This is a genomic window from Aliiruegeria lutimaris, from assembly GCF_900099935.1.
Classification (GTDB): domain Bacteria; phylum Pseudomonadota; class Alphaproteobacteria; order Rhodobacterales; family Rhodobacteraceae; genus Tropicimonas; species Tropicimonas lutimaris.
The window spans coordinates 1-19723 of the sequence record NZ_FNEK01000045.1; the positions used below are offsets into that span (position 1 = coordinate 1).

General features: G+C 63.7%; 20 protein-coding genes. 16 read left to right on the forward strand and 4 right to left on the reverse strand.

The window, feature by feature from the left end; all coding sequences use genetic code 11:
* Positions 1–167: 167 nt before the first annotated feature.
* The 7 genes from BLR85_RS18315 to BLR85_RS18345 all read left to right on the forward strand — a co-directional run bounded on the left by BLR85_RS18315 (position 168) and on the right by BLR85_RS18345 (position 5819).
* On the forward strand, positions 168–1058 hold the full coding sequence (locus tag BLR85_RS18315) for a formate dehydrogenase accessory sulfurtransferase FdhD (protein ID WP_244520779.1): 891 nt from the start codon (positions 168–170) through the stop codon (positions 1056–1058).
* On the forward strand, positions 1051–1680 hold the full coding sequence (gene mobA / locus BLR85_RS18320; RefSeq protein ID WP_093160095.1) for a molybdenum cofactor guanylyltransferase MobA: 630 nt from the start codon (positions 1051–1053) through the stop codon (positions 1678–1680). Before BLR85_RS18315 ends, mobA begins: the two co-directional genes overlap by 8 nt.
* Positions 1677–2189, forward strand: coding sequence for a molybdopterin-guanine dinucleotide biosynthesis protein B (mobB, locus tag BLR85_RS18325; protein WP_093160099.1), 513 nt, complete (start codon positions 1677–1679; stop codon positions 2187–2189). The genes mobA and mobB overlap by 4 nt, the downstream gene beginning before the upstream one ends.
* Entirely contained in the window at positions 2186–3448 is a 1263-nt protein-coding gene (locus BLR85_RS18330; protein ID WP_170844628.1) for a molybdenum cofactor synthesis domain-containing protein, read from the forward strand. The genes mobB and BLR85_RS18330 overlap by 4 nt, the downstream gene beginning before the upstream one ends.
* A 147-nt stretch (positions 3449–3595) precedes the next feature.
* Complete coding sequence (locus BLR85_RS18335) at positions 3596–4300, forward strand: ABC transporter permease (protein WP_093160105.1); 705 nt, start codon at positions 3596–3598, stop codon at positions 4298–4300.
* Positions 4294–5013 (forward strand): ATP-binding cassette domain-containing protein, encoded by a 720-nt coding sequence (locus BLR85_RS18340; RefSeq protein WP_093160110.1) that lies wholly within the window; start codon positions 4294–4296, stop codon positions 5011–5013. Before BLR85_RS18335 ends, BLR85_RS18340 begins: the two co-directional genes overlap by 7 nt.
* The gene (locus tag BLR85_RS18345) at positions 5010–5819 is read left to right on the forward strand and encodes an ABC transporter substrate-binding protein (protein ID WP_093160115.1); all 810 of its coding nucleotides are present in this window, start codon (positions 5010–5012) and stop codon (positions 5817–5819) included. The genes BLR85_RS18340 and BLR85_RS18345 overlap by 4 nt, the downstream gene beginning before the upstream one ends.
* A 91-nt stretch (positions 5820–5910) precedes the next feature.
* On the opposite strand, the gene BLR85_RS18350 is transcribed toward BLR85_RS18345, so the two are convergent.
* From BLR85_RS18350 to BLR85_RS18360, 3 genes are read right to left on the reverse strand one after another with little or no spacing between them, the layout of a single operon-like run.
* Positions 5911–6390, reverse strand: a complete 480-nt coding sequence (locus tag BLR85_RS18350; protein WP_093160119.1) for a DUF6505 family protein — start codon at positions 6388–6390, stop codon at positions 5911–5913.
* Positions 6387–7097: a biotin/lipoate--protein ligase family protein gene (locus tag BLR85_RS18355; RefSeq protein WP_093160123.1), complete on the reverse strand. Its 711-nt coding sequence runs from the start codon at positions 7095–7097 to the stop codon at positions 6387–6389. The genes BLR85_RS18350 and BLR85_RS18355 overlap by 4 nt, the downstream gene beginning before the upstream one ends.
* On the reverse strand, positions 7094–8155 hold the full coding sequence (locus BLR85_RS18360; RefSeq protein ID WP_093160127.1) for an Mrp/NBP35 family ATP-binding protein: 1062 nt from the start codon (positions 8153–8155) through the stop codon (positions 7094–7096). The genes BLR85_RS18355 and BLR85_RS18360 overlap by 4 nt, the downstream gene beginning before the upstream one ends.
* Positions 8156–8274: 119 nt before the next feature.
* On the opposite strand from BLR85_RS18360, the gene BLR85_RS18365 reads away from it, so the two are divergent.
* Positions 8275–9027: a c-type cytochrome gene (locus BLR85_RS18365; RefSeq protein WP_139188447.1), complete on the forward strand. Its 753-nt coding sequence runs from the start codon at positions 8275–8277 to the stop codon at positions 9025–9027.
* Here BLR85_RS18365 and BLR85_RS18370 read toward each other — a convergent pair.
* Positions 9021–10985 carry a 4Fe-4S binding protein gene (locus BLR85_RS18370; RefSeq protein ID WP_093160136.1) on the reverse strand — a complete coding sequence of 655 codons (1965 nt, stop codon included), beginning with the start codon at positions 10983–10985 and terminating at the stop codon, positions 9021–9023. The genes BLR85_RS18365 and BLR85_RS18370 overlap by 7 nt on opposite strands.
* Positions 10986–11290: 305 nt before the next feature.
* Between BLR85_RS18370 and BLR85_RS18375 the strand changes: the two genes are divergently transcribed.
* From BLR85_RS18375 to BLR85_RS18410, 8 genes are all read left to right on the forward strand, one after another.
* Positions 11291–11842 carry a DUF3305 domain-containing protein gene (locus tag BLR85_RS18375; protein WP_093160140.1) on the forward strand — a complete coding sequence of 184 codons (552 nt, stop codon included), beginning with the start codon at positions 11291–11293 and terminating at the stop codon, positions 11840–11842.
* Positions 11839–12462 carry a DUF3306 domain-containing protein gene (locus BLR85_RS18380; protein ID WP_093160144.1) on the forward strand — a complete coding sequence of 208 codons (624 nt, stop codon included), beginning with the start codon at positions 11839–11841 and terminating at the stop codon, positions 12460–12462. Before BLR85_RS18375 ends, BLR85_RS18380 begins: the two co-directional genes overlap by 4 nt.
* A gap of 19 nt (positions 12463–12481) precedes the next feature.
* Positions 12482–13087, forward strand: coding sequence for a TorD/DmsD family molecular chaperone (locus tag BLR85_RS18385; protein ID WP_093160149.1), 606 nt, complete (start codon positions 12482–12484; stop codon positions 13085–13087).
* Positions 13088–13134: 47 nt separating this feature from the next.
* On the forward strand, positions 13135–13320 hold the full coding sequence (locus BLR85_RS18390; protein ID WP_093160253.1) for a ubiquinol-cytochrome c reductase iron-sulfur subunit N-terminal domain-containing protein: 186 nt from the start codon (positions 13135–13137) through the stop codon (positions 13318–13320).
* A 121-nt stretch (positions 13321–13441) separates the two neighbouring features.
* Entirely contained in the window at positions 13442–16444 is a 3003-nt protein-coding gene (locus tag BLR85_RS18395; protein WP_093160155.1) for a formate dehydrogenase subunit alpha, read from the forward strand.
* 13 nt (positions 16445–16457) lie between these two features.
* Positions 16458–17051 carry a formate dehydrogenase FDH3 subunit beta gene (fdh3B, locus tag BLR85_RS18400; protein ID WP_093160160.1) on the forward strand — a complete coding sequence of 198 codons (594 nt, stop codon included), beginning with the start codon at positions 16458–16460 and terminating at the stop codon, positions 17049–17051.
* Between the two features lie 134 nt (positions 17052–17185).
* Positions 17186–18424 (forward strand): formate dehydrogenase subunit gamma, encoded by a 1239-nt coding sequence (locus BLR85_RS18405; protein WP_093160165.1) that lies wholly within the window; start codon positions 17186–17188, stop codon positions 18422–18424.
* Positions 18425–19723 carry a c-type cytochrome gene (locus tag BLR85_RS18410; protein WP_093160169.1) on the forward strand — a complete coding sequence of 433 codons (1299 nt, stop codon included), beginning with the start codon at positions 18425–18427 and terminating at the stop codon, positions 19721–19723.

The following is a 19723-nucleotide window of genomic DNA, read 5'->3' on the forward strand; positions in this document are numbered from 1 at the left end:
GCCAAACCTAGAAAAGCCCCAATAACTCTCTATACAAAAAATACAAAAAGCCCCGCCCAAAAAATGGCGGGGCTTTCTGTATTCCAAAACGGAAATTTTAGTACAATTCGCTTGCCCCTATCGTTCCTGTGGTTCCATCTTGCGGAACGCGCACAGGAGAACGTGAATTGGCACGATTGCAGGACCTGCCCGAACTCGACCTCGCCCCGACTCCGGATGACGAACGTCTGACGGCTTCGGTCCAGGGAACGAACCAGTCCGGTGAGACGACCGAACTTCGCGTCGTGACGGAACGTCCGCTTACGATCTATCTGAACGCGCGGGAAATCGTGACGGCGATGACGATCGGAGACCATCCGGACTTGCTGGCGATCGGCTTCCTCAGGAACCAGGGAATGATTCCGGAGAATGTGGGCGTCACGGGCGTAGATTACGACGACGATCTCGGCGTGGTCGTGGTACGGACGGACCGGGAGACGGATTTCGAAGAGAAACTGAAGAAGAAAACCCGTACCAGCGGATGCGCCGTGGGCACGGTCTTTGGCGATATGATGGACGGGCTGGAAGGGCTTCGCCTGCCGAAAAGCGAGGTCCGAACCAGCTGGCTCTATACGCTTTCCAACAAGATCAACCGCATTCCATCGCTCTATCTCGAAGCCGGGGCGATTCACGGTACGGTTCTGTGTGTCCAGGATAAGCCATTGACCTACATTGAAGATGTTGGGCGCCACAATGCCGTGGACAAGGTGGCTGGCTGGATGTTCCTGAATGCGACCGACCCGACGGACAAGATCCTCTACACCACCGGGCGCTTGACCTCGGAAATGGTCTTGAAAACCGCCCATATGGGAATTCCCGTTCTTGTCTCCCGATCCGGCTTTACAGCCTGGGGGGTGGAACTGGCGCGCCAGTTCGGGATGACATTGATCGGAAGACTGCGCGGAAAGCGGTTCATCTGCGTGAGTGGACAGGAACGCGTTGTTTTCGATGCCGACCCCGCGGATATCGCTGATGAGAACCGGACCCATCGACGCAAGGGCGCCGAGAAGGATGAGTGAGGCGGCGAACATAGCGGCGGTGATCCTGGCCGGTGGCCTTGCCCGGCGAATGGGCGGCGGCGACAAGCCATTGCGGGAAATCGGGAACCGCAAATTGCTGGATATCGTGATCGAACGCCTCGCCCCGCAGGCGTCTCCGATCGCCCTCAACGCGAACGGTCCGTCGGAGCGGTTCGCGGCATTTGGTCTTCCGGTGATCCCGGACTCCATGCCCGGCTATGTTGGGCCATTGGCCGGCGTGCTGGCTGGGCTGGATTGGGCGGTGGAACTGGGGGCGAGCCATCTGGTTTCCGTCGCGGCCGACACGCCATTCTTCCCGCGTGACCTGGTCGAACGCTTTCGTTCCGAAAGGGGGACGGCAGAGATCGTTCTCGCCGCGACTCCGCATCCGTCGAAGGGTCTCTTGCGCCAGCCCACTTTCGGCCTGTGGCCCGTTGCACTGCGGGAGGATCTTCGCCAAGCGCTTGAAAACGGTGTGCGAAAGGTGGTTCAGTGGACCGATGTCCATGTCACTGCCGAGGTCGTCTTCGATGCGCCCGAAGGCAGGGACCCGTTTTTCAACGTCAACACGCCGGCGGATCTCGATATTGCCCGGCGTCGCTTCGAAGAGGAAAAAGTTTGAAGGTATACGGCGTAACAGGCTGGAAAAACTCGGGAAAGACCGGCCTCATGGAGCGATTGATCACGGATATGACGGAGTTCGGCCTGCGTGTTTCGACGGTGAAACACGCCCACCACCGTTTGGACGTGGATCAACCCGGCAAGGATAGCTACCGCCACCGTGCTGCCGGCGCGGAGCAGGTCATGTTGGTAACGCACAAACGTTGGGTGCTCATGGACGAGTTGCGCGACCATGCCGAGCCGCCGCTGGAAGAGATGCTGGACAAAATGCGTTCCGTGGATCTGGTTCTGATCGAAGGCTACAAGCGGGATCGCCACCCCAAGATCGAAGCCTGCCGGATGGCGACCCGGCAACGGTTGATCGCGATCGACGACCCGACCATTCAGGCTGTGGCGACGGATTCTCCGGAGGAGGTTCGGGCGCAATTGACAGATGACCGGCTGATTTTCCATCTGGACGATACGGTGCAAATCGCAGCGTTCATCCGAAAGGAATGTGGTTTCGCATGATTTCGCCGCCGAAGCTCCGGAACGATTGCTTCGCGCTTCCGCCGGGAGTGGACTGGATCCCGATGGAGACCGCGCTCTCCACGTTGCGCGACCGTATGACCCCTGTCGTCGGCCAGCGGGTACTCCCCGTGGATCAGGCGGCGGGCATGGTCCTGGCGGCGCCGGCCCAGGCGCAGCGGAACAATCCACCGGCGGATAATTCGGCGGTGGACGGGTTTGGGTTTGCGGGCCCCGTTCCGGACGGTCCGGTTGAAATGGCGCTGGTTGAAGGCCGCGCGGCGGCTGGCGTGCCATATGGCGGTAACGTGCCGGTGGGAATGGCCATTCGCATTCTGACCGGAGCCATTCTGCCCGAAGGTGTGGATAGCGTCGTGTTGCAGGAAGACGTGGCCCGCGAAGGCGAGCGGATTGCCTTCAATGGTCCCTTGAAGAAGGGTGCGAACCGCCGGCTTGCCGGCGAAGACGTGCGCGCTGGCCAACCGCTTTTGCCCGCAGGACACCGGTTGCAGCCACAGGACATTGGCTTTCTCGTCGCGTCGGGCATTTCGGACGTGACTGTTTTTGAACGGCTTCGGGTCGGCGTGCTGTCGAATGGCGACGAGGTTGTCTCAGCTGGCGACTCCGCCCCGGAAACACTCGGGCCGGGAGCCATTTTCGACGCGAACCGACCGATGCTGTTGGCGCAGCTGACGCAATGGGGCTTTGAAGCCGTGGATCTCGGCTGTGCCTCGGATGCGCGCGATGACCTGCGGGGCCGGCTCGACAGGGCAGCGACGGAAGTGGATGCAGTCCTGACATCCGGCGGTGTCTCCACCGGGGACGAAGACCATGTCTCCGCGCTTCTGCGGGACGAAGGGCAGATTACGTCGTGGAGGATTGCCATCAAGCCGGGGCGCCCGCTGGCGCTCGGGCTTTGGAAAGGGGTTCCGATTTTCGGCTTGCCGGGAAACCCGGTCGCCGCCTTCGTCTGTACGCTGCTCTTTGCGCGTCCCGCGTTGGAAGTTCTGGCCGGGGGGCAATGGAGGCAGCCGCAGGGCTTCGACGTGCCGGCGGCGTTCGAGAAACGCAAGAAACCGGGCCGCGCGGAGTTCCTGCGCGCACGTATCGGCTCGGATGGGCGGGTGGAGGCCTTCTCCAGCGAAGGATCCGGGCGGATTTCTGGGCTCAGCTGGTCTACCGGTCTCGTCGCTTTCGACGAGGCGGAGCGGCATGTGACACCCGGCGATCCGGTGCGTTTCCTGCCCTATGCCGGATTCTGATTGTCACGCCTCCAAAGCATCTGTTTCGGATCGCGCGGGCGGTCGCTCTCCAGCTGCTGCGCCATTGGCCTGGATTTTCTCTGGCATCCTGTCGGGTTCTGCCGATAGGGTCGCACTAAGGGGTGAGGGCGAGCACGACATTTTTCCATGAACGATATATTGCAAGGGCTTCTTGAAGCCGGCCGCTTGGTCGTAACGCTCGATCCCGATCTGATTGAAATCTCGATACGTTCACTGGAAGTGACCCTGAGCGCTGTGCTGATTTCCTCGCTGCTCGGGATCCCCTTTGGCGCCTGGCTGGCGGTGAAACGGTTTCGCCACAGGCGTGCGGCGATTGCGGTTCTGAACGCGTTGATGGGGCTTCCGCCGGTCGTAGTGGGGTTGGTTGTCTACCTGATGTTGTCGCGCTCCGGGCCCTTTGGGGTGTTCGGCCTGCTGTTCACGCCGGCGGCGATGATCATTGCTCAGGTGATCATACTGACCCCGCTCATTGCGTCGATTGCCCATCAGGCGATGCGTGAGATGTGGGCGGAGTACCACGACCTGCTGATTTCGCTCAACACAACCCGGTGGCAGCGGATCAAGGCGCTGGTCTGGGACGGGCGGCGCGCGCTGCTGACGGCGTCGCTGGCCGGGTTCGGGCGTGGCATTGGCGAGGTGGGGGCGATCATGATCGTCGGCGGCAATATCGACAACGCGACGCGGGTTTTGACGACGGCCATTGCACTGGAGACCGGCAAGGGCGATTTCGCTCTCGCCCTCGGGCTCGGCTTCGTGCTTATCGGGCTGGCAATTGCCGTCAACTGGCTGATCCATATCCTGTCGCGCACGGAGGTGAGCGGCCAATGGTGACGCAGACCATCCTGCCGCTCCGGCTCCGAGATGCGCGTGTACGCAAGAACGGGCGGGTCATTGTCGGGCCGGTTGACTACGAATTGCCGGCGGACGGTTTCACGATCGTGATTGGCCCGAACGGTGCCGGCAAGACGACGCTCCTGCGCATGATGCATGGCATGGAGCGACTCGCCTCCGGGGCGGTCGAATGGCAGGTGGCGGAGAAACGGGCACGTGAGCGGCAGGCGTTCGTGTTCCAGATCCCGGTCATGATGCGCCGCAACGTGTTGGAGAACGTCGCCTATCCGATGCAATTGCATGGCAGTTCGCGGAAACAGGCGCGGGCCGAGGCGGCGCGCTGGCTTGAGCTGATCGGTTTGGCCGAGGCGGCCGAGCGCCCGGCGCCCGTTCTGTCAGGTGGAGAGCGGCAGAAGCTTGCACTGGCGCGCGCCTTGATCCGCAAGCCGGAGATCCTGTTCCTGGACGAGCCCTGCGCCAGTCTTGATGGACGGGCCATGCGCGAAATCGAGGCGGTGCTCCAGAGCGCGCATTCGGAGGGAACACGGATCGTGATGTCCACACATGACATGGGGCAGGCGCGGCGGCTGGCCAGCGATGTCCTGTTCGTTCATCGCGGTCGGATCCATGAGGACGGCCCGGCTGCACGTTTTTTTGAGCATCCACAAACGCCCGAAGCACGGGCATTTCTGCAGGGAGATATCGTGGAATGAAAAAGCTGTTCTTGAGTGCCATGTTGATGGCCTTTGCCGCCGGGGCAGCCGGAGCCGACGTTATGAAGATGGCGGTCACGACTTCCTTTCACAATTCCGGCCTGTCGGAGATCCTGTTGCCCGAGATCAAGGCAGATCTGGATCTTGAGGTGCAATTGCTCGTTGTCGGCACCGGCCAGGCGATCCGGCTGGGCGAGGCGGGCGATGTCGATGCGATCCTGGTGCATTCGCGCCCGGCTGAAGAGAGGTTCCTGGCAGAGGGCTACGGCACGCACCGCACCGAGATCATGTATAACGATTTCGTCCTGATCGGTCCGGCGGACGATCCGGCGGGGATTGCCGATGCCGGGAGCGCGACCGCGGCACTGGTGGCGATCTCGGAGCAGAAAATTCCCTTTGTCAGCCGTGGTGACGATAGCGGGACGCACAAGATGGAGCTGTCGCTTTGGGACGGGGCCGGTGTGGGCGAGGACGTGCGCCAGGTCGAATGGTACAAGCAAGCCGGATCAGGCATGGGCGCGACGCTGAACACGGCGAGCGGGTTGAATGCCTACGTGATGTCTGACCGGGCGAGCTGGCTGAAATTCGGCAACAAGGGCGATCTGGAGCTGCTCTTTGCCGGTGATCCGGTGCTGTTCAACCAATATGCCTATCTGCCGGTGAACCCGGAGAAGCACCCCCATGTGAAGGCGGATCTGGCCGGGAAGCTGGAAGCCTGGCTGGTCTCGGACCGGGCAAAGGCGCTGATTGACGGTTATCGGCTGGAAGGGGAGCAGCTCTTTACCTTTAACGCGGGCCAGAACTGAGGCCGGTGCGGGGGGCTGTCTGCCCCCCAAGCCTCCCGGCGAGGCCGGGAGGCGCCCCCCGAGGATGTATTTCGAAATAGGAAGGCGTGGCCTATTCGTCCGGCGTGATATGCACGGCGAATTGATCGAGGCTGGCCTCTTCACTTTTGATCGACCGGAATTGCTCGCGGATACCGGCCTCGGTGAGGCTGCGGGCGACGGTGAGCAGGGTGTTTGGGGCGTGCTCCTCGCAGAGATCGATCATCTGGGCGAGCTCTTCCTTCGCGACGGGCAGGGCGGCGTCGAGGGAAGGGGCGCCGTAGAGATCGACGAAATGCCGGGCGAGAGTGCGTTCGAGCGTTGCGAGTTCGTCCGGTTCGATCCGGGCTACGGCGACGAAGGTCACTCGGCCGAAAGTTTCGCAGCCGAGCCAGCCATTGGCGAAGGCCTGGCGCGGCTTGCCGGTGAGGTCGGCCTCGGTCCAGTTGGAAAACTCGAAACCGCCGCTCAGGCACCATTCGCCGGTGCGGGCCGGGTTTGCGAAGACCTGCATGTCGCTTTCGTCGAGATGGATGGCGCGTGCCAGTTTCATGTCCTGTTCTCCCCTTCCAGGATCGTGCTGAGCGGCAGGACATGGGTTGAATCGTCCGTTCGGAGCAGCATGCCGAAATCTTCGTCCGTCCCGAGAAATCTGCCGGAAAGCGCCCCGCGCGTCACGTCTTCGCCGATGCCGTCCGCGATGCCCTGCCATTGAGCATGCAGCGGGCGATTGCCGTCCTCTTCCAGCGTGTTGAGCCAGACAAGCGTGTGGCGGACCCAAGCCTCCAAGAGGCGTAGCGGTTCGACCTCGGCGCAGCCTTCGTCGATGAGGCTGGTTGTCTCATGCGATGGATCGCCGGTAGGCAGCAGCAGGATTTCGAGGCCGACCACGAGCCAATCGGGGTGCGCGGCGGGGGCCGCGGTGGAAGCCGCCGCGCGTAGGCGCCCGCATCCCGCGCCATTGACGCGAATGCCACCATCCCACGCCAGGTGCACGGCGACCTCCGGCGGGGCGAGCGCGCCAAGCGCGTTCTGGAAGCCGACACCGCAGGCGATGAAGGCGGACATGGCCTGTTCCAGGGGCATTTCGGGGGCCAGAACGATGGCCGCCTTGAGCGTGTCGGCGCCGATATTGTAGGCCACGAGACCGGAGTCGCAGCCCAGCAGCGCCTGAGCACAGGCCTTGGCGAACGGGTCGGTCGCGCCACTGACCGGGTGGCCGTGAAAGAGCGGCGGAAAGACGGGAAGGTCGGGCGTCACGCGTTGCCTCCGTCGATCAGGCTGCGCGCGACTGCTCGGAAGGCCATGGATTGCGGCGCGGTCGGGTTGGAGGCGACTATGGGAGCGCCGCCATCGGCAGCCATGCGAATATCCATTGATAGCGGGATCTCGGCCAGCAGCGGCACGCCGAGCTTCTCGGCCTCCGCCCGCACGCCGCCATGGCCGAAGACATGTTCCTCGTGGCCGCATTGCGAGCAGATATGGGTGGACATGTTTTCGATCATGCCAACGATTTTCACGTTCAGTTTGTTGAACATGTCGATCCCCTTGCGGGCGTCGAGCAAGGCGATGTCCTGCGGGGTGGAGACGATCACGGCGCCGGTCACATGGGCCTTTTGTGCGAGCGTCATCTGTACGTCGCCGGTGCCGGGCGGAAGATCCACGATCAGCACGTCGAGCGCGCCCCATTGCACCTGCGTCAGCATCTGTTGCAGCGCACCCATCAGCATCGGGCCGCGCCAGACAACTGCCTCGTCCTCCTGTGTCATCAGCCCGAGCGACATCATGGTCACGCCATGGTTGCGCATCGGCAGGATCGTCTTGCCATCGGGCGAGGAGGGGCGGCCGGAGACGCCCAGCATGCGCGGTTGCGAGGGGCCGTAGACATCGGCGTCCAGCAGGCCCACGCGGCGCCCCTCGGCGGCGAGCGCCACGGCGAGGTTTGCGGCGACCGTGGATTTGCCGACGCCGCCCTTGCCGGAGGCGACGGCGATGATGCGCTCGATGCCGGGGATCTTCTGCGGCCCTTTGGGCTCCGCGGGGCGCTGCGGTTTCAGGTCTGGTGGCGCGGAGGCGGAGTGGGCCGTCATCACCGCCGAGACCTGCCCGACGCCGTCCAGCGCTTTCAGCGCGGCCTCGGCCTCGGCCCTGACCACTTCCATCGCCTTCGCGCTTTCGGGAGCGACCTCCAGGACGAAGCGAATATATCCCTGCTCGACATTCAGTGCCCGCACGGCTCCGGCCGACACGATGTCCGCCCCGCCGGGGAGCGAGAACTTCCGCAATACTTCCAGAACCGCCTCGCGGGAAATGGTCATCTTTAAATTACCTCGTCTTTTCTGTGTCTTGTGTGGTCTGCAGGGCATGTGGTTGACGGAATGTCGGCGCGCACCCTACCCTTGAGGCGCGCAAACTGCGAGCAGGAAAGGGAGGAGACGTGCGACTTGGCCGTTTGGCAATTGTCGTTGCCATTGCGTTTGGCAGCGCCCTGGCGGTGCAGGCAGAGGAGCGGCGCCTGTTCATGGCGGCCCCGTCCGAGTTGGTTGAAACCGGGTTCCTGAAGCACCTGTTGCCGCGCTTTTCGTTGAAGAACAGCATCCCCATAACGCTCGTGGCGCCGGGAGAGCCTGCGCAGGCAACATTCGCTCCCGAGGGGGATGTGCCGGTATTCGCGCAGGAGGAAAGTCTGTGGTTCGTCGCCCTCTCGCCGGAGGCCGGTGACAATCCGCATCTGCGGAAGTTCCTCGACTGGCTTGGCAGCGATGCCGGAACGCGTGCGATCGAAGGGTTTGCCGGGCCGCCGGTCTTCTCGGCCGCCGCCGTCATTCAGGTCGGCGCCGAGGCGGAGGAAATCTCTGGCGATCTTGCGCGCGGCGCGGAATTGTCGCTCAGGCATTGCGGGCGCTGCCACGTGATCGGGCCGCAGAATGCCATGAACGGGGTTGGGTCCACACCGTCCTTTGCCGTGCTCCGGACGCTGGAGAACTGGCACGACCGTTTCACGGCCTTCTATGCGCTCAAGCCGCATCCCTCCTTCACCCAGGTAGAAGAGATCACGCCTCCCTTCCCGGCGGGCCTGCAGCCGACGCTCGCACCAGTGGAACTGACGTTGGACGAACTGGCCGACATTACTGCCTATGCCGCCAGCCTCTCGCCGGCCAATCTGGGCGCACCGATCCAGCATCAGTGATCGCGGCGCTTGCTCAGGTAGTCATCCGTTGTCCGCACGCGCGGGCGGTCCGCGCCGGCAAACGGGTTGTCCTGCGAATGGTACTGGGCGCGGACGCGGCAGTCGTCGCACATGCGGATCATGCGGGTCGCCTCCGGGGTGGCGAACATCGGGTTCTTGCCTTCGAGTTTCTCGATGATCCGTTCGATGGTCGAACGCACGCCGAAGGGCGCGCCGCATTCGATGCACTCAAAGGGCTCTTCTTCGCGCAACACCTGCTGGCCGAGCGCGGCGTCGCTGAGATCCATGCGCGGTTGCAGGGCGATAGCATCTTCCGGGCAGATCGTGACGCAGAGTCCGCATTGAAGGCAGGCATCTTCCTGAAAGCGCAGTTGCGGGCGGTCCGGATTGTCGCCAAGCGCGCCCGAAGGGCAAAGCGAGGCGCAGGAGAGGCAGAGCGTACAGGTGTCGTCATTCACCTCGACCGTGCCATAGGGGCTGGAAGCGGGCAGCGGCAGCGGTTCGGTTGCGTCCGGGTTGAGCGCCTTGGCGGCGAGTCGGGCCACTTGCCGGCGCGAGCCGAGCGGCAGGATGGGGGCGGGCGGTTGCACCGTTTCAGCGCCGTAAAGCATCGCTTCCAGCGCTTCCGGCTCTGCCGGTTCCAGCAGGCGCATCGCGGGCGACGGCCCGCCAAGCGCCTGGGCGAGCGCGTGTTCCTGCTGCAGCGCCTCGCGTTCCGTGCCCGGGGCGAGCAGCACGTCCACCGCGCCGAAGCCGCAGGCAAGGGCGGCGAGCATCTCGGCATGGCCGAAGCCCGAGACCCGTTCCAGATCCATCGGGATCACATCCGCCGGCAATCCGCGCCCGTAGCGGGCGGAAAGCGAGATCATCTCGCTGCCAAAGTCACGGTCATGCACCAGCAGGCGGGGAATAGCGCCCCCGGCCTTCGAAAAGCTCTCGGCGAGCCGCGCGATTCGAGACATCAGGGCCGCGATGGGCGGATCTTCGAAGGAAATCGCCCCCGATGGGCAGCGCGCGGCGCAGGAGCAGCAACCGGCACAGACCAGCGGGTCGATATCGACATGTTCGCCATCGGGGCGGATCGCACCGGTCGGGCAGAGGTCGAGACAGTTGCGGCACCCTTCCTGCTCGGCACGGGAATGGGCACAGAGCAGCGGGTCCAGGCTCAGGTAGAGCGGCTTTTCAAACGTGCCGACCAGTTGGGAAGCGTCCAGGAGCGCGGCTTCGACGGCGGGTGCGCTTTTCGGGTCCGCCCGCAGGTAGCCCTCGCGCTTGTCGGGCGCGGGAAAGAGCGGCGGTTGGCTTGCCGGGCGCAAATCCAGGATCACGTCGCAGGCGGTGCGTGCGCCGTCGCGCGCGGGGCCGAAGGCGAAGGCGCCACGCCCGCCGGGTTCCAATTGCTGCAGGGCGTCGATCTCGAGCACGAAATGGCCAAGAGCACCCTCTGCACCCCGTAACTGGCCGCAGACCACGTCGAAGCGGCGGGTTGTCGGGAGCTCGGCCGGCTGCGCCAGCAGGACGGTGATCGCCAGCGCGCCGGAGAGCTGCTCGGCGGCGTGAAAGGCAATCTCGGGAGCGCCGAGCACGAGGCACGTGCCCTCGGAGGCAATGTCCATCGTTCGGACGGCAGGTGCCGGGCTCATCGCGTCGGCCAGCAGCGCGGCCATTTTCGGGCCTGCCTTGTCGGCCTCGTCCGACCAGCCGGCCCGGTCGCGCAGATCCACGAAGCCGGGCGCGTCGACGCCCAGATCGGACGCGATCTCCTCGAAGCGTTCCTGTTCCTGTGCGCAGGCGATGATCGCATCGCCGCGCATGATCGCCTTCTCGGCAAGCGCCAGCTCCGCTCCGCATAAATGGGAATGCAGGCGGGAACAGCTGGTTTCCCCAACCGTGGCCAGCGCATCTGCGTCGGGCGCCTGGCTGCCAAGGCAGCTGCACAGGATCACTTTCTCGGGCATGTCTCCTCCTTGGCCGGCAAATGCGGGCCTCGAACCGCTCGCGTAAAGCCAAGAGGTAAACGTGAAAATATCGCCCGGTAAAGCGATAAGCCGGCAAAACTCACGGAAACCTGAAAAAGCAATCTTGATTGATTTAATAGGTTTTGAATGTGTTTATGTGTTTTCCATCAAATGATTGATTGAAGTCCCATTTTGCACCCAAAGCGCAAAAAAACCTTGGCTTGGAGCGTATTTCGAACAATTCTGACCGGTAAAGTCGTCAACTCGCGCAAAACAGGGGCGGCTTCAGGGAGGACAAAAATTCAATGCAGCAGCCGTCTGTCTGCTTGCCCCTTGGGATCGTGATCCGAAGGGTGCCGGGTAAAACGCGTTGGGTGCGTCACGTGTGGAAGGCGGTTGACCTTCTGCCCGGGGCGGGTCCGGCGGCGTGGAAAGTGCTGCGCGAAGAGGGCGAAGCGGTGGAATATCATGCCGCGACCGTGACCCTGGAGCTGTGGCGGACGGACACCGAAGCCTACCTTTCCGCCCTGTCTGCCCGCGTGCCCTCCATTGGCGTGATCATGTCGAACGACCCGGACAGGCCGCAGGTGCTGCTGGCCACGGCGTCGCCCTATGAAACGCAGGACTACCTCGACAGTGGCGAAGAGCTGGTCGAGCTGGTGCCGATGCCCGAGGGACTGGTCGCGCTGATCCGCGATTTCGTCGAGGAACACCACACGGAGGAAGCCTTCGTGAAGCGCCGTCGCGACCGGGAGCGGACCGATCGCAAGGTCGACGGTGTCGGCGATGCGCGTATTCCGCAGCTGACCGATGTCTATCGCTCGCCCGCAGGCCGCAAGGCGGGGAGGCTCCATTGACCAGCGGGGATTTCTGGAGCCGCCGAAAGGCAGCGGTCGCGGCGGAGACCGAGGCAGAACAGGTCGCATTGCAGGTCGAGCAGGACGAGCAGGCACATGCCGCGCTCGCGGAGCGACCGGACGAGGAGATCCTCGATGAGCTTGGCCTGAAGGATCCCGATACGCTGGAGGCCGGAGACGATTTTGCCGCTTTCATGAAAGCTGCGGTGCCGGAACGGCTGCGCCGCCGGGCGCTGCGGCGGCTCTGGCTGTCCAACCCGGCGCTGGCCAATCTCGATGGCATGGTCGATTACGGCGAGGATTTCACGGACGCCGCCATGGTCGTCGCCAACCTCCAGACCTCCTACCAAGTCGGCAAGGGCATGTTGAAACATGTCGAGGCGCTCGTTGCGCAAGAAGAAGACGCCGAGGGCGTCGCCGATTCGGAGCCCCTCGAAGATGCGCCACTGGAAGATGCTGTCGCTTTTGCCGACATCCCGGCGGCCGAGCCAACGACCACCCTGTCCGAAACCGACCCGTCCGACACCACGAATGCAACGGAAGAACCGGAGGAAGCCGACCTCGCTTCCACCGATGACGCCCCGCTGCCCCGCCGCCGCATGCGCTTTGAATTTACCTGACGAAGAGACCGAAAACCGAATGTCCGCTGCCCAAGATATCTCCATTTCGCCAGAGGACCGCCTGCGCGCGGATCTCTACGACTTCCTGAGTGCCCTTCTGGCGGCTCCGCCCGATGCGGCGCTACTGGAGAAGGCCGCCGCGCTCGGCGGCGATGAGACCGATCTCGGCCGGGCGATCGGAAGCCTGTCCCGCGTTGCGCAGGCGGTGACGCCCAAGGCTGTGGAGTCGGAATTCAACGCGCTGTTCATCGGTTTGGGGCGGGGCGAATTGCTGCCCTATGGCTCTTATTACATGACCGGGTTCCTGAACGAGAAGCCGCTGTCCAAGCTGCGAGACGACATGGCCGCGCTTCAGATCGCACGGGCGCCGAATGTCTTCGAGCCGGAAGACAATATCGCCAGCCTCATGGAGATGATGGCCGGCATGATCATGGGCCGCTTCGGCCCGCCAGCTACGTTGGAGCGGCAAAAGGAGTTCTATTTCCGTCACATCGCGCCCTGGGCCAGTCACTTCTTTGGTGACCTCGAGGGCGCGCAGAATTCGATTCTCTACGCGCCGGTCGGCTCCGTCGGCCGCGCTTTCATGGAGATCGAGAGCCAGGCTTTCCGCATGAGCGGCGAGTGAAACCGCAACCGGCCGGGCAACTGGCCCCCAACCAAGGAGCAAACACCGTGCCCGAGCAAGCCAAGGAAACGAACCGCCGCGACTTTCTGAAAGCCGCCGCCCTGTCCGTTCCCGCTGCTGCCGCCGCTGCCACCGTCGCCCCGCAGGAAGCTGTGGCCGACGAGGTTACCGGCGAGACGCGTATGCAGGACACCGCGCATACCCGCGCCTATTACGACACCGCCCGGTTCTAGGATTCAGATCGGACAGTGAAAGATAATCCCGACGGCGACTGGTTGCGTGACGTCCGACTGCCCAAGGAAAGAAATTCGTACCAAGCGATTCCTGTTTCGGGAGAGCAAGGGAGGGAAAGAAATGCTCAGGAAAAAGACCAACGGGGTTGCGAGACGCCCCCAGCGGACAAGTATCCTCACTTCGGCGGCTGAGAAGACCGTCGATCGCCGCACATTTCTGCGCGGCTCCGGTCTGGCCATTGGTGGCCTCGCCGCGTTGGGCGCCACTGGAGGAACGGTAACGCGGGCGGATGCCCAGTCGTCCGTGGATGGCGCCGTCCAATCCGTGAAATCCGTCTGTACCCATTGTTCGGTGGGCTGCACGGTTATTGCCGAAGTGCGAAACGGCGTCTGGATCGGGCAGGAGCCCGGCTGGGACAGCCCGTTCAACCTCGGCTCGCATTGTGCCAAGGGTGCCGCGGTTCGCGAGCACGCCCATGGCGAGCGCCGGCTCAAGTACCCGATGAAGAAAGAGGGTGGCGAGTGGAAGCGCATCTCCTGGGAGCAGGCGATCAACGAGATCGGCGACGGGATGATGAAGATCCGTGAAGAGAGCGGACCTGACAGCGTCTACTGGCTCGGCTCGGCCAAGCACAACAACGAACAGGCCTACCTGTTCCGCAAGTTCGCCGCCTATTGGGGTACGAACAACGTGGATCACCAGGCCCGTATCTGCCACTCCACCACCGTTGCGGGTGTTGCGAATACATGGGGCTACGGCGCCATGACCAACTCCTACAACGACATCCACAATTCCAAGGCGATCTTCATCATCGGCGGCAACCCGGCCGAGGCGCACCCGGTGTCGCTTCTGCACGTGCTGCGGGCGAAGGAGAACAACAACGCTCCGCTCATCGTCTGCGACCCGCGCTTCACGCGCACGGCTGCGCATGCCGACGAGTACGTGCGGTTCCGTCCGGGTACCGACGTCGCGCTGGTCTGGGGCATCCTCTGGCACATTTTCGAGAATGGCTGGGAGGACAAGGAGTTCATCCGCACCCGTGTCTGGGGCATGGACCAGATCAAGGAAGAGGTCGCCAAGTGGAACCCCGAAGAGGTTGAGCGCGTTACCGGCACGCCGGGCTCGCAGCTCAAGCGGGTTGCCCGCCAGCTTGCCAATAACCGCCCTGGCACCGTGATCTGGTGCATGGGGGGCACGCAGCACACCAACGGCAACAACAACACCCGCGCCTACTGCATCCTGCAGCTCGCGCTGGGCAACATGGGCACCTCCGGCGGCGGCACCAACATCTTCCGCGGCCATGACAACGTGCAGGGCGCGACCGATCTCGGCGTGCTGTCGCACACGCTGCCCGGCTATTACGGCCTTGCGGGCGGTGCCTGGGCACACTGGGCTCGGGTTTGGGGTGAGGATCTCGATTGGCTGAAGGGTCAGTTCGAGACCGTCAAGGGCTCCGACGGCAAGGACAAGAACCTGATGAACCTGACGGGCATCCCGGTGTCCCGCTGGATCGACGGCGTCCTGGAAGATCCCGAGAACACCGATCAGCCCAACGCGGTGCGTGCCATGGTGCTCTGGGGTCACGCCCCCAACTCGCAGACCCGGATGCCGGAGATGAAGACGGCGATGGAGAAGCTCGACATGCTCGTCGTGGTGGACCCGTTCCCGACCGTTTCCGCCGTGCTGCATGACCGCACCGATGGCGTCTACCTGCTGCCGGCCTCGACCCAGTTCGAGACGCGCGGCTCGGTGACGGCCTCCAACCGCTCGATCCAGTGGCGCGATCAGGTCATGGACCCGCTCTTCGAGAGCCTCCCCGACCACGTTATCATCGCCAAGTTCGCCAATAAGTTCGGTTTCGCAGACCGGTTCTTCCGCAATATCGAGATGGAAGACGCCGAGACGCCGAATATCGAAAGCGTGACCCGCGAGTTCAACAGCGGCATGTGGACGGTGGGCTATACCGGGCAGAGCCCGGAGCGGATCAAGCTGCACATGGCCAACCAGCACACGTTCGACCGGACGACGCTGCAGGCCATTGGCGGCCCGGCCGACGGCGACTACTACGGTATGCCCTGGCCTTGCTGGGGAACGGCCGAGATGGGCCATCCCGGTACACCGAACCTCTATGACATGTCCAAACCTGTCTCCGAGGGCGGCCTCACGTTCCGTGCCCGCTTCGGCGTGGAGCGCGATGGCGACAACCTTCTGGCAGAAGGTGTCTATTCGGCGGGTTCCGAGATCCAGGACGGCTATCCCGAGTTCACCATGGCGATGCTCCATGATCTCGGCTGGGACCAGGACCTGACAAAAGCCGAGTGGGCGGTGATCCAGGCCGTGGCAGAAGGCAGTTTCGAAGGCGTGGAGGCGCTGAACCTGGCCGATGCGGACTACGAGGATGGCGAGACGCCCGATGCGATCGAGGCGATCTGGTCCACCTCCGGCGAAGCCATCGGCAAGGTCAACTGGAAGACCGACCTGTCGGGTGGCATCCAGCGGGTCGCGATCGCGCATGAATGCGCGCCCTTCGGCAATGCCAAGGCGCGGGCTGTCGTGTGGACCTTCCCGGATCCGGTGCCACTGCACCGCGAGCCGCTCTATACGAACCGGCGGGACCTGGTGGCGGATTATCCGACCTACGAGGACCGGAAGTTCTATCGCCTGCCGACCATGTATGCCTCGATCCAGAAGAACGACTTCTCCAAGGATTTCCCGATCATCCTCACCTCCGGCCGCCTGGTCGAATATGAAGGTGGGGGCGACGAAACCCGGTCCAACCCGTGGCTCGCGGAACTCCAGCAGGACATGTTCGTCGAGATCAACCCGAGGGACGCCAACAATCTCGGCGTGCGCGATGGTGCGCAGGTCTGGGTCGAAGGTCCAGAGGGTGGCAAGGTCAAGGTCATGGCGATGGTCACGCAACGGGTGGGCGAGGGCGTTGCCTTCATGCCCTTCCATTTCGGCGGCCATTTCCAGGGCATCGACCAGCGGGACAAATACCCCACGGGCGCGGATCCATACGTGCTGGGCGAGAGTACCAATACTGCCCAGACCTATGGCTACGACTCGGTCACCCAGATGCAGGAGACCAAGGCGACTCTCTGCAAGATTTCGCCGGCATAAGGAGGAATGAAGAATGGCTAGATCCAAGTTTCTCTGCGACGCCGAGCGCTGCATTGAGTGCAATGCCTGCGTCACGGCGTGCAAGAACGAGCATGAAGTGCCCTGGGGCATCAACCGCCGCCGCGTGGTGACCATCAATGACGGTCAGCCCGGCGAACGGTCGATCTCGGTGGCCTGCATGCATTGTTCGGACGCGCCCTGCATGGCCGTCTGCCCGGTGGATTGCTTCTACCAGAACGAGGAAGGGGTCGTGCTTCACAGCAAGGACCTCTGCATCGGCTGTGGTTATTGCTTCTACGCGTGCCCGTTCGGTGCGCCGCAATACCCGCAGGCGGGCAATTTCGGTTCCCGCGGCAAGATGGACAAATGCACCTTCTGCGCCGGTGGCCCGGAGGAGACCCACTCGAATGCCGAGTTCTCCAAATACGGCCGCAACCGGATCGCCGAGGGCAAGCTGCCCATCTGCGCCGAGATGTGTTCCACCAAGGCGCTGCTGGCCGGCGACGGCGATGTCGTCTCCGCCATTTACCGCGAGCGCGTGGTGGCCCGTGGCTTCGGCTCCGGCGCCTGGGGTTGGGGCACCGCCTACGACCAGAAGGGCGGCTGAGGCCACTTTCCAAAGGTAAGGGATGCCCGGCTCGGGCATCCCGCGCGTTCCCCGGCTCGTACCGGGGAACGTATTGATCCATTTTCATTTCGGGCGTGCTCCTGCGCGCCTCGCAAAACCCGAGTGAGACCCGGATGTCCGAGAGAAAAAGCGGATTTGGCGGCTTCGTGCTTGTCTTCGCGATCATCGTGATAGCGGCCTTCGTTCTGAGCCTGTTTGCGCCGAATTCCGACCAGACCGACCCCGCCACGCTGCAGGCTGCCCGCGAAGCGACCGGCGGCGCGCAGACCCGCGAAGACATCATGGCTCGCCAGCGCGGCGAGCAGGTGGACCTCGATTTCCGCCGGCAGGCGCTGGGTGACCCGTCACAGGCCGCTGACATCACCGGCCAGCTTGGCACGCTTGGGGGCGTTTCGGACGCCGAGATGTTCCGCGCCCTGCGCTATGGCACGGCCGATGTGACCGCCTCCGCCAGCACGCCGGGCGCCGATGTTCTCATTCAGGATGGCGGCATGCACTGGCTGATCCTGCGCGACTACCGGCTGGCCAAATATGGCGGCTGGCTGCTTTTGGGCATGATCGGCTTGCTGGCCGTGGTTCTCCTGCTGTTCGGCCGTGTGCCGATTGCCGGTGAACGTACCGGCCGCACGATCCTGCGTTTCGGCCATTTCGACCGCTGGATGCACTGGACCACTGCCGGTTCCTTTGTGCTTCTCGGCCTCACGGGACTCGTCTCAATGTATGGCCGTCCCTTCCTGATCCCGATCATGGGAAAGGAGGCCCATGCCACGCTCGCCCTCTGGTCCAAGCTGATCCACAACAATGTCAGTTGGGCCTTCATGTTGGGGGTGACGCTGATTTTCTTCAAATGGGTTCGCTACAACATCCCCAACTGGAACGACGTCAAATGGCTGATGGTGTTTGGCGGGCTGTTCGACCATTCGATCCACCCGCCGGCGGGCAAGTTCAATGCCGGCCAGAAGCTGATCTTCTGGTCTGTCATCGCGCTGTCCATCGCCATCGTGGCGAGCGGGCTGAGCTTGCTCATGCCCTTCAACGCTCCGGTCTTCACGCCCGTCTTTGCCTGGATCAACGATACCGGCCTGCTCGGCACGCTTGGCCTGTCCAATCTGCCCACCCCGCTCGCCCCGCAGCAGGAGATGCAATACACGCAGCTCTTCCACGCGTCTGTCGCCTTTGGCTTCATGGCGATGATCATCGGCCATATCTATATCGGCACGGTTGGCATGGAGGGCGCCTTCGACGCAATGGGCACGGGCTATGTCGAGGAGCAATGGGCGCGCGAACACCATTCGATCTGGCTTGACGAGGTAAAGGCCAAGGAGGCCGCCTCGCAGGCACCCGCCGAATAGATGCTGCGCGCGGCTTTGATCGCCGGGCTCTCGCTTGCCCCGCCACTGGCCGGGGCGGGAGAGTTCTTCACGCTTGAAGGCCATGGCGGGCCGGTCAAGGGCATCGCAGCCGGGCCGCAGGGAGAGATCCTGACCGCGAGCTTCGACAATTCGGTCGGGCTATGGCGCGGTGGCGAACCGCTCTGGCTGGAGGGGCACGCGGCCGCGGTGAACACGGTGGCCTTTGTCGATTCCAACCGTGCCGTCTCGGCGGGCGATGATTTCGCGCTCTTCCTGTGGAACCTTGAGACAGGGCAGGGGCAACGGCTGGGCAGCCACAAGGGCAAAGTCATGTCGCTGGCGGTCTCGCCCGGCGGACAGACGATCGCCTCGGCGAGCTGGGATGGCTCCATCGGCATTTGGGATCTTGAGGATCCGGGCGTCGAGGCGCGTTTCTTCACCGGACACGATGCCGGCGTGAACGCGGTGGCCTTTTCCGAGGATGGCGAGACGCTCTATTCCGGCTCTGCCGATGGCACGCTCCGGCTCTGGCGCGTGGCCGATGGCACCGCGCTTGGGCAACTGGCCAATAACGGCTTCGGGATCAACACGCTGGTGCTCAACGAGACCGCTGGTTGGATCGCCTATGGCGGGGTCGATGGCGCGACCAAGGCGCTCTCGCTGTCCGACGGCTCGGTGATTGCAGACCTCACTCTGGACCGCCGCCCGATCCTTGGTATGGCTCCCGGACCCGGAAAGCGCCTGCTCGCTGTGGGCGATGGTGAGGGGTATATCTCGCTGATCGACACCGAAACCTGGCGCTTCACGCTCGATTTTCGCGCCACCCTGCGTGGCCCCGTCTGGGCGCTGGCCTTCTCGCCTGATGGCGGGAATGTCCACGCCGGCGGGTTGGACGATGCGATGTTCTCCTGGCCGGTGGAAGGCGCGGGCGAACGGCCGCAGATGGTCGAGGGCGAACGCAGTTTCCTCGCCAGCGGCGATGATGTTTCCAACGGCGAGCGACAGTTCCAGCGCAAATGCTCGATCTGCCATACGCTTGGTCCCGGGGAAAATCGCCGCGCCGGGCCGAGTCTGCATGCGCTGTTCGGGCGCCGCGCCGGGACCGTGCCGGGCTACAGCTATTCCGAGACCCTGGAAGATTCCGAGATCGTCTGGGGGCCGGAAACGATTGATGCGCTGTTCGACCTTGGGCCCGAGGTCTATGTCGCGGGAACGAAAATGCCGATGCAGAGGATCGTCAAGGCGCAGGACCGGGCCGACCTGGTCGATTTCCTGCGCGAGGCGACCCGGGGAGAGTAA

Coding starts and splice junctions, on each gene's coding strand:
- mobA (WP_093160095.1), top strand. CDS start 1,051: ATGAGTGAGGCGGCGAACATAGCGGCGGTGATCCTGGCCGGTGGCCTT.
- BLR85_RS18330 (WP_170844628.1), top strand. CDS start 2,186: ATGATTTCGCCGCCGAAGCTCCGGAACGATTGCTTCGCGCTTCCGCCG.
- BLR85_RS18335 (WP_093160105.1), top strand. CDS start 3,596: ATGAACGATATATTGCAAGGGCTTCTTGAAGCCGGCCGCTTGGTCGTA.
- BLR85_RS18340 (WP_093160110.1), top strand. CDS start 4,294: ATGGTGACGCAGACCATCCTGCCGCTCCGGCTCCGAGATGCGCGTGTA.
- BLR85_RS18345 (WP_093160115.1), top strand. CDS start 5,010: ATGAAAAAGCTGTTCTTGAGTGCCATGTTGATGGCCTTTGCCGCCGGG.
- BLR85_RS18350 (WP_093160119.1), bottom strand. CDS start 6,390: ATGAAACTGGCACGCGCCATCCATCTCGACGAAAGCGACATGCAGGTC.
- BLR85_RS18360 (WP_093160127.1), bottom strand. CDS start 8,155: ATGACCATTTCCCGCGAGGCGGTTCTGGAAGTATTGCGGAAGTTCTCG.
- BLR85_RS18370 (WP_093160136.1), bottom strand. CDS start 10,985: ATGCCCGAGAAAGTGATCCTGTGCAGCTGCCTTGGCAGCCAGGCGCCC.
- BLR85_RS18375 (WP_093160140.1), top strand. CDS start 11,291: ATGCAGCAGCCGTCTGTCTGCTTGCCCCTTGGGATCGTGATCCGAAGG.
- BLR85_RS18385 (WP_093160149.1), top strand. CDS start 12,482: ATGTCCGCTGCCCAAGATATCTCCATTTCGCCAGAGGACCGCCTGCGC.
- BLR85_RS18395 (WP_093160155.1), top strand. CDS start 13,442: ATGCTCAGGAAAAAGACCAACGGGGTTGCGAGACGCCCCCAGCGGACA.
- fdh3B (WP_093160160.1), top strand. CDS start 16,458: ATGGCTAGATCCAAGTTTCTCTGCGACGCCGAGCGCTGCATTGAGTGC.
- BLR85_RS18405 (WP_093160165.1), top strand. CDS start 17,186: ATGTCCGAGAGAAAAAGCGGATTTGGCGGCTTCGTGCTTGTCTTCGCG.
- BLR85_RS18410 (WP_093160169.1), top strand. CDS start 18,425: ATGCTGCGCGCGGCTTTGATCGCCGGGCTCTCGCTTGCCCCGCCACTG.